At 65.9% G+C, this 14,227-nt stretch carries 12 protein-coding genes; 3 read left to right on the top strand and 9 right to left on the bottom strand.

Annotated features, from left to right (window positions below; genetic code table 11):
- Positions 1 to 154: 154 nt before the first annotated feature.
- On the top strand, positions 155 to 1,888 hold the full coding sequence (gene araD, locus ACSHZY_RS07455) for an L-arabinonate dehydratase (protein ID WP_435167585.1): 1,734 nt from the start codon (positions 155 to 157) through the stop codon (positions 1,886 to 1,888).
- Positions 1,889 to 1,900: 12 nt separating this feature from the next.
- Positions 1,901 to 2,626 (top strand): ribonuclease activity regulator RraA, encoded by a 726-nt coding sequence (locus ACSHZY_RS07450; RefSeq protein WP_435167582.1) that lies wholly within the window; start codon positions 1,901 to 1,903, stop codon positions 2,624 to 2,626.
- Between the two features lie 43 nt (positions 2,627 to 2,669).
- On the opposite strand, the gene ACSHZY_RS07445 is transcribed toward ACSHZY_RS07450, so the two are convergent.
- The 3 genes from ACSHZY_RS07445 to ACSHZY_RS07435 are packed head-to-tail and all read right to left on the bottom strand — an operon-like array spanning position 2,670 to position 6,240.
- Complete coding sequence (locus ACSHZY_RS07445; RefSeq protein WP_435167579.1) at positions 2,670 to 3,725, bottom strand: Ldh family oxidoreductase; 1,056 nt, start codon at positions 3,723 to 3,725, stop codon at positions 2,670 to 2,672.
- 50 nt (positions 3,726 to 3,775) lie between these two features.
- Positions 3,776 to 5,281 carry an ABC transporter substrate-binding protein gene (locus ACSHZY_RS07440; RefSeq protein ID WP_435167575.1) on the bottom strand — a complete coding sequence of 502 codons (1,506 nt, stop codon included), beginning with the start codon at positions 5,279 to 5,281 and terminating at the stop codon, positions 3,776 to 3,778.
- Positions 5,282 to 5,334: 53 nt separating this feature from the next.
- Positions 5,335 to 6,240, bottom strand: a complete 906-nt coding sequence (locus ACSHZY_RS07435; protein ID WP_435167572.1) for a dihydrodipicolinate synthase family protein — start codon at positions 6,238 to 6,240, stop codon at positions 5,335 to 5,337.
- 122 nt (positions 6,241 to 6,362) lie between these two features.
- Between ACSHZY_RS07435 and ACSHZY_RS07430 the strand changes: the two genes are divergently transcribed.
- On the top strand, positions 6,363 to 7,064 hold the full coding sequence (locus tag ACSHZY_RS07430) for a GntR family transcriptional regulator (protein WP_435167569.1): 702 nt from the start codon (positions 6,363 to 6,365) through the stop codon (positions 7,062 to 7,064).
- Here ACSHZY_RS07430 and ACSHZY_RS07425 read toward each other — a convergent pair.
- The 6 genes from ACSHZY_RS07425 to ACSHZY_RS07400 all read right to left on the bottom strand — a co-directional run bounded on the left by ACSHZY_RS07425 (position 7,061) and on the right by ACSHZY_RS07400 (position 14,217).
- Positions 7,061 to 7,999 carry a 2-hydroxyacid dehydrogenase gene (locus tag ACSHZY_RS07425; RefSeq protein ID WP_435167566.1) on the bottom strand — a complete coding sequence of 313 codons (939 nt, stop codon included), beginning with the start codon at positions 7,997 to 7,999 and terminating at the stop codon, positions 7,061 to 7,063. The two genes, ACSHZY_RS07430 and ACSHZY_RS07425, sit on opposite strands and share 4 nt — an antisense overlap.
- Positions 7,996 to 9,627, bottom strand: a complete 1,632-nt coding sequence (locus tag ACSHZY_RS07420; RefSeq protein ID WP_435167563.1) for an ABC transporter ATP-binding protein — start codon at positions 9,625 to 9,627, stop codon at positions 7,996 to 7,998. The genes ACSHZY_RS07425 and ACSHZY_RS07420 overlap by 4 nt, the downstream gene beginning before the upstream one ends.
- Positions 9,620 to 10,537 carry an ABC transporter permease gene (locus ACSHZY_RS07415; protein ID WP_435167560.1) on the bottom strand — a complete coding sequence of 306 codons (918 nt, stop codon included), beginning with the start codon at positions 10,535 to 10,537 and terminating at the stop codon, positions 9,620 to 9,622. Before ACSHZY_RS07415 ends, ACSHZY_RS07420 begins: the two co-directional genes overlap by 8 nt.
- A gap of 9 nt (positions 10,538 to 10,546) precedes the next feature.
- Positions 10,547 to 11,461, bottom strand: a complete 915-nt coding sequence (locus tag ACSHZY_RS07410; protein WP_435167557.1) for an ABC transporter permease — start codon at positions 11,459 to 11,461, stop codon at positions 10,547 to 10,549.
- 271 nt (positions 11,462 to 11,732) lie between these two features.
- The gene (locus ACSHZY_RS07405; protein WP_435167554.1) at positions 11,733 to 13,169 is read right to left on the bottom strand and encodes an NAD-dependent succinate-semialdehyde dehydrogenase; all 1,437 of its coding nucleotides are present in this window, start codon (positions 13,167 to 13,169) and stop codon (positions 11,733 to 11,735) included.
- A gap of 1 nt (position 13,170) precedes the next feature.
- Complete coding sequence (locus tag ACSHZY_RS07400) at positions 13,171 to 14,217, bottom strand: tartrate dehydrogenase (RefSeq protein ID WP_435167551.1); 1,047 nt, start codon at positions 14,215 to 14,217, stop codon at positions 13,171 to 13,173.
- Between the last annotated feature and the right edge of the window lie 10 nt (positions 14,218 to 14,227).

Genomic DNA, 14,227 nt, shown 5'->3' with positions numbered 1-14,227 from the left:
CCATCAGCGCAAACAGCCGATTGACACCATCTTCTTATATATTAGTATCCTTTTACATCGGACTTTGGGAGGAGGTCCGACTCGAGGGATGACGACCATCAAGATGGTCGCGAGGCCCGCCGTCATGTTCCTCCGGACGAGACAGGACACCACCATGACCCGCAAGACCCCAGCCGATCTGCGCTCGGCCCGCTGGTTCGCCCCGGATGATTTGCGCAGCTTCGGGCACCGCTCGCGGCTGATGCAGCTTGGCTATTCCGAGGAGGATTTCCGCGACAAGCCGATCATCGGCATCCTCAACACCTGGTCCGAGTTGAACTCCTGCCATTCCCACTTCAAGGAACGGGCGCAGGACGTGAAGCGCGGCGTGTTGCAGGCGGGCGGCTTCCCGGTCGAACTGCCTTCGCTGTCGGTGGATGAAAGCTTCACCAAGCCCACGTCGATGCTGTACCGCAACATGCTGGCGATGGAGACGGAGGAGATGATCCGTTCGCACCCGCTGGACGGCGTGGTGCTGATGGGCGGCTGCGACAAGACCACCCCCGGTCTGGTGATGGGGGCTATCAGCGCGGGCGTGCCGATGATCTACCTGCCCGCCGGCCCGATGCTGCGCGGGAACTATGCGGGCCGCATCCTCGGCTCGGGGTCGGACGCATGGAAATACTGGGATGAACGTCGCGCGGGCAACATCTCCGATGCCGAATGGATCGGGGTGCAGGGCGGCATCGCCCGGTCGGCCGGCACCTGCATGACGATGGGCACCGCGTCCACCATGACGGCGATCACCGACGCCATGGGGCTGACGCTGCCCGGCGCGTCGTCCATCCCCGCCGTCGACGCCAACCACCAGCGCATGGGCGCCGATTGCGGCCGCCGCATCGTGCAGATGGTGTGGGAGGATCTGACCCCCGACAAGATCATCACCGCCGCCGCGTGCCGGAACGCGGCCATCGTGGCCATGGCCACCGGCTGTTCCACCAACGCCGTGGTCCACCTGATCGCCATGGCGCGCCGCGCGGGCGTGGACCTGACGCTGGACGATCTGGACGATCTGGGCCGCACGACGCCCCTGATCGCCAATGTCCGCCCCTCGGGCAAGGACTACCTGATGGAGGACTTCTTCTATGCCGGTGGCCTGCGCGCGCTGATGAAGCAGATGGAGGATCGTCTGGACGGTTCGGTGATGACCGTGACCGGCAAGACGATGGCGGAAAACCTGGAAGGCGCGGTCGTCTACAACGACGACGTGATCCGCCCCCTGTCGAATCCGGTCTATGCCGAAGGCTCTCTGGCCGTGCTGCGCGGCAACCTCTGCCCCGCCGGGGCCGTGATCAAGCCCGCGGCCTGCGATCCGAAATACCATGTCCACCAGGGCCCCGCGCTGGTCTTCGACAGCTACCCCGAGATGAAGAAGGCCATCGACGACGAAAATCTGGAGGTGACGCCGGATCATGTGCTGGTCCTGCGCAATGCCGGCCCGCAGGGCGGTCCCGGCTTCCCCGAATGGGGGATGCTGCCGATCCCGAAGGCGCTGATCAAGCAGGGCCATCGCGACATGCTGCGCATTTCCGACGCGCGGATGTCCGGCACCTCTTATGGCGCCTGCATCCTGCACGTCGCGCCGGAAAGCTTCGTCGGCGGCCCGCTGGCCCTGCTGAAGACGGGCGACATCGTGCGGATGGACCTGCCGAACCGCACCCTCGACATGCTGGTGGACGAGGCGGAGCTGGAACGCCGCCGCGCGGCATGGGTCGCGCCGGAACCGCATTACCAGCGCGGCTGGGGCTGGATGTTCTCGCGCCACGTGACGCAGGCCGACAAGGGCTGCGACTTCGACTTTCTTGAAACCTCGTTCGGCGGCCCGGTCCGCCAGCCCGACATCTTCTGAATGGAGCCGACCATGACCGACTACGTCCTGTCCGAGGAAACGCGGGCCAAATACCTCAAGATCTCCACCGCCTCGCTGGCGACGGCGCTTTACAAGCGGGGCCTGCGCAACCAGTTCATCCAGAACGTCGTGCCCGTGGCTCCAAAGCCGGTGACGATGGTGGGTCAGGCTTTCACCCTCCGCTACATCCCCGCGCGCGAGGATCGCAACGAGATCACGGTGTTCCGCAACGCCGACCACCCCCAGCGCGTGGCGGTCGAAACCTGTCCCCCCGGCCATGTGCTGGTGATGGACAGCCGCAAGGACGCGCGCGCCGCCTCGGCCGGGTCGATCCTCGTGACGCGTCTGGCGATGCGCGGCGCGGCGGGTCTGGTGTCGGATGGCGGGTTCCGCGACGCCGAAGGCATCGGCAAGCTGGACATGCCCTGCTATCACCAGCGCCCTTCCGCCCCCACGAACCTGACCCTGCACGAGGCGCTGGACATCAACATCCCCATCGCCTGCGGTGACGTGGCGGTGTTCCCGGGCGACGTGATGGTGGGTGACCGCGACGGCGTGATCGTCGTTCCGGCCCATCTGGCCGAGGAACTGGCCGACGAATGCCTCGGCATGGAAAGCTTCGAGGATTTCGTGCTGGAACAGGTGCTGGAAGGCGCGGCCGTGATCGGCCTTTATCCCCCGACGAAGGATGAGAACGTCCAGAAATATCAGGACTGGCGCCAGAAGACCGGCCGCTGAGACCACGGATCGGCCGCCGGAGCCCAAGGCTCCGGCGGCTTTTTCATGCGAGTTCGCTGGGCAGCGCCACGTTCACGCGTTCGGCAGCACGGGCCAGCTTCGCGGCCAGCTCGGCCGAGATGTCCACGCCCTTGTCCAGCGCCTCGCGGCGTTTGCGGGCGGCGCTGTCGCCGGGCACGCGGACCGGGCCGTCATTGCCGGCGGCGGGGGGATTGGTGCGGCAAGCCTCGGCCGTCCATTCGGCCTGTTCGGTGAACACATCAAGGCCGCTGAACGCTTCGGGGTCCATGACCTGAAGGAAGGCGGACTGCGCGAAGGTGCCGTTTTCGGTGTTGGCCCGGCCGCGTCCCGACAGCCCCTGCCCCAGCACGTCCACCATCAGCGCAAGGCCAAAGCCCTTGTGCCCCTTCAGCGCCCCCCCCAGCGGCATCAGCGAACCGCCGCGTTCCGTCACCTCGGACGGATCGTCGGTGGGGCGGCCTTCTGCGGTCAGGGCCCAGGCCTCGGGGAAGCGTTCGCCCTTCTTGGCCAGTTGCTGCGTCATCGTCGTCGTCGCGATGGAGGTGGAAACGTCGATCAGCATCGGATCCGACCGCGTGGGCAGGCCCACCGCCAGCGGGTTCGGCGTCAGCACCGGCTTGCGTCCCCCGAACGGCGCCACCCGCGACGCGCCGGGGTTCGAACAGCTGATCTGCGCGATCAGCCCGCGTTCGGTCACGCGCCGCAGATAGGCCGACAGCGCGCAGGTGTGGTGGCAGTTGCGGATCGCCGCCGTCACCACGCCATGCGTGGCCACGCGGTCCATCGCCTGATCCAGCGCTTCGGTGAACAGCCACGCACCGGGCAGGAAGCGCCCGTCCCAGACGAAGGTGGCGCCACGATCCGCCACGACCTCATACCCGCCGACGCCGTTCATCGACCCGTCGGCCAGCGCGTCCAGATACCACGAGATCAGGCTGACCCCGTGGGTGTCATGGCCGATCATGTCGCCTTCCACCAGGATCTCGGCGGTGGCGGCGGCCTTGTCGGCCTCCATCCCCGCGCGCGTCAGCATCGTTTCGGCAAAGGCGCGAAGGGTGGCATGTGGGATGCGTGGCATGGTGTCTCCGGACATGAAAAAGCCGCGCCCGAAGGCGCGGCGCGGCGGGATCAGCGGAAGCCGATCTGCGCCAGTTGCAGTTCCGAGTTCGCGGCGATCGTCGGCTTGTAATCCAGACGCGGTGACACGCGGGTGAAGCCCACCATATGGAACATCGGCACGTTGGCGATGATGTCGTTTTCCGCCACGCGGAACACCTCGGCCCACATCGCGGCGCGGTCATCGCCCGAGGCGATCGTCGCATCGGCGATCATCTTGTCCAGTTCGGGATTGACCACCATCGACTGGATCCCGTCCGAGGCGTATTTGACATAGGCCGTGAACACGGGGTCGCCGGTGGCGTTGTCGTGCATCGCCTCGGTCAGGGTCGGCACGCCGTCCTGGTTGAAGGGACGCACGAAATAGTTGTTGTGGACGGACACGTCGTTCATCTGCAGCTCGACGTTCAGGCCGACCTCCTGCCACATGGACATCATCGCTTCCATGGTTTCCGTCCCGTTCGGGAACAGGTTGTTCCGGCCGACGATCAGGATCTTCGTGTCCACCGGAACGCCGTCGGCTTCCGCCTCCTCCACCAGTTCCTTTGCACGCTCGGGGTCATAGGGCCACGGCTTCATGTCCTTGTTGTAGCCGATGGTCGTCGGCACCACGAGCTGGCTGGCGATCTGCGCCTCCTCGGGCAGAAGGGTGCCGATCATCGCCTCGCGGTCGATGGCGAGGTTCAGCGCCTCGCGGATGCGGCGGTCGTCCAGCGGTGCGGTCCGCGTGTCGATCCGCATGTAGGTGGTTTCGGAGTTTGGATAGGCAAAATCGGTGTCCGGGTTCGTCGCATCCTGCATGGCGATGGACGGCACGATGTCGGCCTCCCCCGTCTGGACCATGGCCGCGGCCACGGCGCTGTCCGCGCGCGCAATGTAGGTCGCCTGTTCCACCTGCGGCTGTTCGCCCCAGTAATCCGGGTTGCGCTTCAGCACGATGGACTGGCCCACGTTCCACTGGTCGAACACGTAAGGCCCGGTGCCGATCGGCTTGCGCGTCAGTTCATCGGCGGGGGTTGCCGTGGCCGAGGCGATGGGCATCACCGTCATCAGCAGCGGCAGGATGGGCGACGGCGGGTTCGTGGTGATGTCGATCGTGTGGTCATCCTTGATGTCCACCGAGAACTCCATCCCGCCGAAATACTTGCCGCCCACCTCGCAGGTCAGGTTCGGGTTCTTGTTCCGCTCCAGCGTGAAGGCCACGTCCTTGGCGGTGAAGGGCGTTCCGTCATGCCATTTGACGCCGTCACGCAGCTTGAACTGCCAAGTGTCGTCGTCCAGCTGCGACCATTCCGTCGCCAGACGCGGCTTCAGACCGCCGTCGACATAATCGAACTCCACCATCATCTCGTTCACGTTTTCCGAAACGACGCGGCCGACGTTCTGGCGCGCGGACATGCAGGGATCCACCAGATCCACGTTCTGCGACAGCACGACCGTGATGTTGCGGTCCTGCGCATAGGCACCCGTGGCCATGAGGGCCAAAGCGGCCGTGGCGGTCAGATAGGCTTTCATCATGCTCCTCCCAAAGCAAAAAGCCCGCCCCCGGTCGGGGTGCGGGCGTCGATCTGTCAGGCCGCGCTGCGTCGGGCCAGGCCGTGGGCCTGAAGGAACGCGCGCATCTTCTTGTCCTGCGCCGCGGTCAAGGGCCAGGCGGACGGGGCCCGCGTCGGCCCGCAATCCTGCCCCACCGCGGCCAGCGCCGCCTTCACCCCGGTGACGTTGGTGCCGTTCATCTCCTCGGCCCGGATCTCCTCGAACGGGGCCATGTCGGCGATCAGGGCGCGGGCGCGGGCATAGTCGCCCCCTTCCAGCGCGGCGTGGATGGCCATCGACCGTTCCGGCCAGATGTTGATGAGGCCGGAGGTGAACCCCCGTGCCCCGACCGCATAGAAGGCCGGGGCCCAGACCTCGGCCAGACCGCCCACCCATACGATGGAGGGGTCAGCGGCGGCCATCGCCTCGGCCAGCCGCAGGGGATTGGCAGAGGCCCATTTCACGCCGACCACGCCCGGCACCGAACACAGGTCGGCAATGGCCGCAGCGCCCATCGCGTCGTTGCGCAGATACAGGACCAGCGGCAGGCCGTCCGCCGCCTCGGCCACGCGGGACAGATAGGTTTTCACGCCGCGCGGGGCGGTGAAGGGATCCGGCGGCTGGTGCACCATCAGGCCGGCGGCACCGGCCTTGGCCGCGGCACGGGCCAGCCGGCACGCGTCGCCCACGCTGCGCCCGACGCCCGCCAGAACCGGCGCGCGTCCATCCACCATGCCGGTGACGGCGTGGATCATCTCCTCGGCCTCTTCCATGGTCAGGCCGTAGAATTCACCCGTGTTGCCGTTGACCACGGGAATGTGCATCCCGGCCGCCAAGGCCTTGTCGATGATCGGCTGCAGACGCGCTGGCGCGATGCGGTCCTGGTCGTCGAACGGCGTTACCAGAATGCCCGAAATACCCGTCAATGCCTGTTGCAGCATCTTATCTCCTCCGGTGGATATAGGCGTCGCTCCCCCGACACCTCTTGATTCTTATATATTAGCGTTCTAGAAATCTCAATCTGGAAGTTCGTGCCGGTGGCCGCGCAAGGAAGGACCCAAGGATGAACCCGACCTCCTATTCCGGGCTGGCGATGAACGACCAGCCTGCTGCAAACACGGTGCAGCGCATCTATGACGCGCTGCGCCAGCGCATCATCACGCTGGACCTTCCGCCCGGCACGACCCTGTCGCGGACCGAGCTGACGGAGGAATACGGCGTCAGCCAGACCCCCCTGCGCGAAGCGTTGCAGAAGCTGGCGCATGACGGGCTGGTGACGATCCGCCCGCAGTCGAAGACTGTCGTCAGCCGCATCGACACCGAACAGCTGCGCGAGGCGCATTTCCTGCGCGTGGCGCTGGAAACCGAAGTGTCGCGCCGCTTGGCCGAGGAGGTGCCCGAAGGCACCATCGCGCGGCTGCGGTCCATCATCCGCATGCAGCAGGCCGTGGCGGACGATCCGTCGCAATATCGCATTTTTCAGGAGCTGGACGAGCTGTTTCACCAGACCCTGTTCATCGCGGCGGGCCAGCCCGACCTGCACCGGCTGGTGCGGGAACGGGCGGGGCATATGGAACGCGTTCGTCAACTGCACCTCCCCCATCCCGGCAAGATCTCCGACATTCTGGAACGTCACACGGACATCGTGGACCGGATCGAGGCGCAGGACGCCCCCGGCGCGATGGAGGCCGCCCGCGTTCACCTGAGCCGCACCGTCATGCAGGTCGAGGCGCTTCGTGAAAAGCACCCCGACTATTTCACCTAAAGCACCGGCGTCAGCAGCGGCTTTCCGGCATGGAAGGCCGCAAGGTTGTCCACCGCCAGCTGGTGCATCGCGTCGCGCGTTTCCGTCGTGCCGCTGGCGTGGTGCGGATACAGCACCACGTTCGGCAGCTTCAGCAGACGGGCATCGGGCGTCGGCTCGTTCTTGAAGACGTCCAGTCCGGCGCTGGCGATTGCGCCGTTTTCCAGCGCCTCGATCAGCGCATCCTCATCCACCACGGTGCCACGCGCAATGTTGACGAAGCTGCCGTTTTCCCCCAGCGCCCGCAGCACCTCGGCCGAGATCAGATGCTGGGTGTCCGTCCCGCCCGAGGTGGCGGTGATCAGGATGTCGGACCATTCGGCCAGATCCTTCGGGTTGTCGAAGAAGGTGTAGGGCACGTCCTTCTTCGTGCGGCCGGAATAGCCGATCGCCAGCCCGAACGCCTCGCACCGCTTGGCTATGGCCGAACCGATGTTGCCAAGACCCACGATCCCGGCCTTCTTCCCCCTGGTGGAGGTGGTCAGCGGGAACATCCCCATCTGGCCCCAGTCGCCCGAACGGACATAGGCATCCCCTTCTACCAACTGCCGACGGGCGGCCAGCATCAGAAGCACCGCCATGTCCGCCACATCGTCCACCAGCGCGTCCGAGGTGTTGGTCATCCGGATGCCGCGGGCCTTCAGCTCTGCCACGTCGATCGTTTCGAACCCGGCCGAGGTAACGGCGATCATCTCCAGCTTCGGCATGTTATCCAGGAACGTCGCGTCCACATGCAGGTGGCCGTTGCAGAACATCGCCCGGCAACGGGGCCCGAACTCGGCCAGGAACGCCGGTTTGTCGGCGGCGGAATCGTAGCGGTGGCAGGTGTAGGCTTCCTCCAGCTGCGCCATCTGAAGCGCGCGGGGGGTGAAGGCGACCAGAAGATCGGGTTTCATGCGACGGCAGTCTCCATGTTGCGGCGCGCGTCCCGGCGGGCGGCCTGGATGTTCGGATCGGGATCAAGGCTCGCGGCCAGAAGCGCGCGGGTATACTCCTCGCGCGGGTGGTCGAAGACCTGACGAACGGGCCCCTCCTCCACGATGCGGCCCGCCTTCATGACGATCACGCGGTCTGCGAAATCGCGCACCACCGGAAGGTCGTGGGCGATGAACAGATAAGACAGGCCGAATTCCTGCCGCAGCCCGTCCAGAAGCTGGATGACCTGCGCCTGGATCGACACGTCCAGCGCCGACACGGCCTCGTCGCAAATGATCAGGCTCGGCTCCATCGCCAAGGCCCGCGCGATGGCGATCCGCTGCCGCTGCCCGCCCGAGAACTGGTGCGGATAGCGCGCGGCCATTTCCGGATGCAGGCCCACCTTGGTCAGCAGTTCCGACACGCGGGCGCGCCATTGCGACTTCGGCAGGATGTCCGGATGGATTGCCCAGGCCTCGGAGATAATCTGGTACACTGTCATGCGCGGGTTCAACGACTGCGTCGGGTCCTGGAACACCATCTGGATGTCCCGGCGCATCTTGAACAGGTCCTTCGGCGCCATCGTCACCAGATCGCGTCCGCGATAGATGGCCTTGCCGCCGTTCGGCTCCTCCAGCCGCAGAAGGGCGCGGGCAAGCGTGGATTTGCCCGATCCGCTTTCCCCCACCACGGCCACGGTCTCGCCGGGCATGATGGTGAAGGTGACGCCCTTCAGCGCGTGGAACCCGCCATAGGATTTCTGCAGCGACTGCACCTTCAGCAGCGGCTCGCCGTCACGGTCGCCTTCTTCCGGCATCTCGCCCTTGCCGGGCGCCGCGCCGATCAGCTTCTTGGTATAAGGGTGCTGCGGGTTGGTGTAGACCTCCGCCGCCTCCCCCGTTTCCACCACGCGGCCGCCGTTCATCACGACGACGCGGTCCGCGATTTCCGCCACGACGCCAAGATCATGGGTGATCAGCAGGATGCCCATTCCGGTTTCGGCCTGCAGTTCCTGCATCAGGGACAGCACCTCGGCCTGAACGGTCACGTCCAGCGCTGTGGTCGGTTCGTCCGCGATCAGGATGTCGGGTTTCATCGCCACGGCCATGGCGATCATCAGCCGCTGCCGCTGCCCGCCCGAGAACTGGTGCGGATACTTGTTCAGCGCCGCCTCCGGCTCGGGCAGGCCGACGCGTTTCAGCAGGGCCAGCGCACGGGCCCTGGCGTCGGCCTGTGCCGTGCCGTGGACGCGCATGATCTCGGCGATCTGCCAACCGACGGTGTAGACGGGGTTCAGGTGGGCCAGCGGGTCCTGGAAGACCATGGCGATGCGCTTGCCGTTGATGCGGCGGCGCTCCTCCTCCGTCATCTTCAGCAGGTCCTTGCCGTCCAGCAGGATCTTGCCCTGCCGGATGCGGCCCGGCGGCATGTCGATCAGGTTCATCACGGCCGAGGCCGACACGGACTTGCCCGATCCGGACTCGCCCAGGATGGCCAGCGTCTCGCCGCGGTCGAGGTGCCAGGACACGTCCTCCACCGCCTTCACGACGCCCTGCGCGGTGTGGAATTCCACCGACAGGTTGCGGACTTCCAGCAGATGATCAGCCATTCTTGCGTCCTCCCATTTCCAGCCGCCAGCGTTGCGCGGGATCGAGCGCGATGCGCAGCCAGTTGGAGATCAGGTTCAGTGACAGCGTCGTCAGGATGATGGCCAGACCCGGCCAGAACGACAGCCACCATGCGTTGGTCAGATAGGCGCGGCCCTGCGACACCATCAGGCCCCATGTGATCTCGGGCGCCTGGATGCCGATCCCGAGGAACGAGAGCGAGCTTTCGGCCAGCATCACGAAGGCGAAGTCCAGCGTGGCGATGGTGATCAGCGTGGGCAGGATCACCGGCAGGATGTGGCGGAAGATGATGCGGGTGGAGGAGGCGCCCATGACCGTGGCGGCCTGAACGAACATGCGCTCGCGGATTTCCAGCACCTCGGCCCGGGCGGTCCGCAGATAGACGGGGATACGGGTGATCGCCAGAACGATGATGATGTTGGTGACGCTGGGTTCCAGCATGTAAAGGACGATCACCGCCAGCAGAAGAGAGGGGAAGGACATGATCACGTCCGCAAGGCGCGGAATGATCTGGCCCAGACGGCCGCGCGAATAGCCTGCGACCAAGCCAAGGCAGGTGCCGATGATCATCGAGCAGACGACTGCGCCCGCCGCGACCATCATCGTGTTCTGCGCCGCGATGATCACGCGGGGCAGCAGCGGCCGGCCCAGCGAATCCGCGCCCAGCACCATGGCCCAGCCCAGGTCGAACCGGAACGGGGGCGCGTTGCGACCGCGCAGGTTCAGCCCGCCCGCCGCGTCGCCCATCAGCCACGGCCCGAACAGGGCGCAGAAGATCACGAGGGCCAGGAAGATCATGGCCACGAAGGCGAACTTGTCCGCCCAGAGGAGTTTGAAGAAGGTGCCGATCGGCCCCTTGCCGCGGGGCGACGTCGTCGCTGTGTCTGTCATCGCCATCGCTCAATACCGGATGCGCGGATCAAGCACGGCATAGGCCATGTCGATCAGCAGGTTCATGATGAAGATCGCCAGGGCGGAGATCATGATGGCGGCAAGCACCACCGCGAAGTCGCGCTGCAGGATGCTGTCGATCATCAGCTTGCCGATACCGGGGAAGCCGAAGATCGTTTCCACCACCACGGCACCGTTCAGGATCGCGGCCGCCTGATCGCCGATCACGGTGATGACCGGCAGCAGCCCGTTGCGCAGCGCGTGCACGAAGATGATGGGCCGCGCCTTCACGCCCTTGGCCTTGGCCGTCTTCACATAGGCCGAGGACAAGGCCGTGATCATCGAGCCGCGCACCACCTGCAGGATCAGGCCGAAGGGGCGGATGAACAGCACGGCGACCGGCAGGATCCAGTGCCAGATCGTCCCCGTCCCCGAGGTCGGCAGCCAGTGCAGGTTCACCGCGAAGATCACGATCGCCACGATGGCGATCCAGAAATCCGGGGCGGAGGCGCCGATGAGCGAGAAGAACGTCGCCAGACGGTCAAACAGGCCGCCCACACGGAACGCGGCCATGGAGCCGATGACCACGGCGGCCACGGTCACGATGGTCATGGTGACGGCGGCCAGGCTCAGCGTCCAGCCGAAGCTTTCCAGCACCACGTCGATGGCCGGGCGCGCTTCGCGGATGGACTGGCCGAAGTCCAGATGCATCAGGTCCCAGACGTAGCGTCCGAACTGCACCAGCAGCGGATCGTTGAAGCCGTGAAGCTCGCGGAACTGTTCCCGCGCCTCAAGGCTCGCATCGACCGGCAGGTAAAGATCCGTCGGATCGCCCGTCAGGCGTGACAGAAAGAATACGAGTATCACAAGCCCCACCAGCGATATGGCGCTGGCGAAAGCTCGCTTTCCCAAGAATTGGCTCATGTCGGACCCCCCTCTCCCATTGGGTCGTGAGTGCTATGCTCCGGGCCTCCATTCCCGAATCGTCGCATTCTTATATATTAGTATCTCGCACCCTGAAGAAAAGACACGATGTCCATCCCTGGGGTCGATATGCCGAAACCGCGCACCAATGCAGAGGGTTAGTCCGCCCGAACGCGCGTCGGTCTGAAAGGCATACACCAGTTTCGCAGCGAAGTCGTCTGTTGAATACGAGCTATATCGATTAATTCGTCAGACAGGTTGTCAGCGGGATTTACAACCCGCCGAAATGGAAGGCCTTAGTTTCCAGATACTCCTCGATCCCTTCCTGCGCCCCTTCGCGGCCGAGGCCCGAGGATTTCACCCCGCCGAAGGGGGCCACCTCGTGGCTGACGCCGCCGGTGTTCAGCCCGACAAGGCCGAACTCCAGCGCCTCGCCCACGCGGAAGGCGCGGGCCATGTCGCGGGTGAAGAAATAGGCGGCAAGGCCGAAGGGCGTGCCATTGGCGATGGCCAGCGCCTCCTCCTCCGTCTCGAACCGGAAGACGGGGGCGACGGGGCCGAAGGTTTCCTCGGATGCAAGCTGCATGTCGGTCGTGGCCCCCACCAGCACCACCGGATCGGCATAGGCGTCGCCCAGATCGCGGGCGGCGGTGGCCGCGCGGGCGCCTTTGGACAGGGCGTCCTGCACATGGCTGCGGATCTTGGTGATGGCGGCGGCGTTGATCATCGGGCCGATGGTGGTGCCCGCCTCCGTCCCCGGGCCCACCTTCAGCGCATCCACCCGTTTTGCAAGCGCCGCGACGAAGGCGTCGTGAATGCCCGACTGCACCAGGATGCGGTTGGCGCAGACACAAGTCTGGCCCCCGTTGCGGAACTTCGACACCATCGCGCCTTCGACCGCGGCGTCCAGATCAGCGTCGTCGAACACGATGAAGGGCGCGTTGCCGCCCAGTTCCAACGACAGCTTCTTCAGCGTCGGGGCGCATTGTTCGGCCAGCAGGGCCCCCACACGCGTCGAACCGGTGAAGGACAGCTTGCGCACCACGGGGCTTGCGGTCAGCGTGGCGCCGATCGCCTCGGGCCGGCCGGTCAGGACGTTGATGACCCCGCGCGGCACGCCGGCGTGTTCCGCCAGCACCGCCATGGCCAGCGCGGAATAGGGCGTGAAGTCCGACGGTTTCAGCACCATAGTGCAGCCCGCCGCCAGACCCGGCGCCACCTTGCGCGTGATCATCGCGATGGGAAAGTTCCAGGGCGTGATGATCGCGCAGACGCCCACGGGCTCTTTCATCGCGAAGATCTTCTTGCCGGGCACGGGTGAGGGGATGATCTTGCCGTTGATCCGGCGCGCCTCCTCGGCGAACCAGCGCACGAAGGAGGCGCCGTAGACCACCTCCCCCTTCGCCTCGGCCAAGGGTTTGCCCTGTTCGGCCGTCAGGATCTGGGCCAGATCGTCGGTGTGGTCCAGCATCAGCTGGTACCAGCGCATCAGGATGTCGGCGCGGTCCGCATGGGTGCGGGCGCGCCACCCCTTCATCGCCTGTTCGGCGGCGGCGATGGCCCGCGTCGTTTCGGCGGCCGTGCAGTCGGGCATTGTGCCCATGGCCAGGCCGGTCGCGGGATCGGTCACCTCCATGTCGGGGCGGGCGATCCATTCGCCGTCGATCAGGGCGGCCTGGCGGAAAAGGTCGGTGTCGCTCAGCTTCATCTCAGGCCTCCAACGCCTTCAGGATGGCCGCCGTGATCGCGTCGGTGCCGTGCGATCCGGGACGGATGCCGACGCCCTGCGCCGTGGCCGTCTGCACCGCGGCCAGCACCGCCGTGGCGGCGGCGCTTTCGCCCAGATGTTCCAGCATCATGGCGCCGGACCAGATCGCGGCGATGGGGTTGGCGATGTTCTTTCCCGCGATGTCGGGGGCCGAACCATGGACCGGCTCGAACATGGAAGGGCCGCTGCGGTCCGGGCAGATGTTGGCCGAGGCCGCGAACCCGAGGCCCCCCTGGATCGCCGCGCCCAGATCCGTCAGGATGTCGCCGAACAGGTTGGACGCCACGATCACGTCCAGATCCTGCGGCGCCATCACCATCTTGGCGGCCATCGCGTCGATGTGCATGTGGCTGACGGTCACGTCGGGATATTCGGCGGCCAGCTGCTGCGTCACCTCATCCCAGAACACCATGGAATAGCGTTGCGCGTTGGATTTCGTGACGGAGGTGAGGTGCTTGCGCCGCGACCGCGCCTGTTCAAAGCCGAAGCGCAGGATCCGCTCCACCCCCTTGCGGGTGAAGATCGCGGTTTCCACCGCCACCTCGTTGTCGCGGCCGTGATGGACGCGCCCGCCCGCGCCGGAATATTCGCCTTCGGTGTTTTCGCGGATGCAAAGGATGTCGAAGCCTTCGGCCTTCAGCGGCCCCTCCACGCCGGGAAGAACCCGGTGCGGGCGAATGTTGGCGTATTGGTCGAAGGCCTTGCGGATCGGCAGCAGCAATCCGTGCAGGGACACGGAATCCGGCACCGTCGCGGGCCAGCCCACGGCCCCCAGATAGATCGCGTCGAAGCCGCGCAGCGTCTCGATCCCGTCTTCGGGCATCATCCGGCCGGTGGCCAGATACGTCTCGCACGACCAGTCGAAGCGGGTGGTGTCCAGCGCGAAGCCGAAGCGGGCGGCGGCCATGTTCAGCACCTCCATGGTCGCGTCGGTCACATCCACGCCGATGCCGTCCCCGGGGATAAGCGCGATCTTGTGGGCCTTCATGTCCGTCTCC

Source organism: Falsirhodobacter sp. 1013, from assembly GCF_051195255.1.
GTDB lineage: Bacteria > Pseudomonadota > Alphaproteobacteria > Rhodobacterales > Rhodobacteraceae > Falsirhodobacter.
The sequence above is the reverse complement of the archived record's forward strand: the minus strand, read 5'-3'. Positions and strand labels throughout refer to the sequence as shown.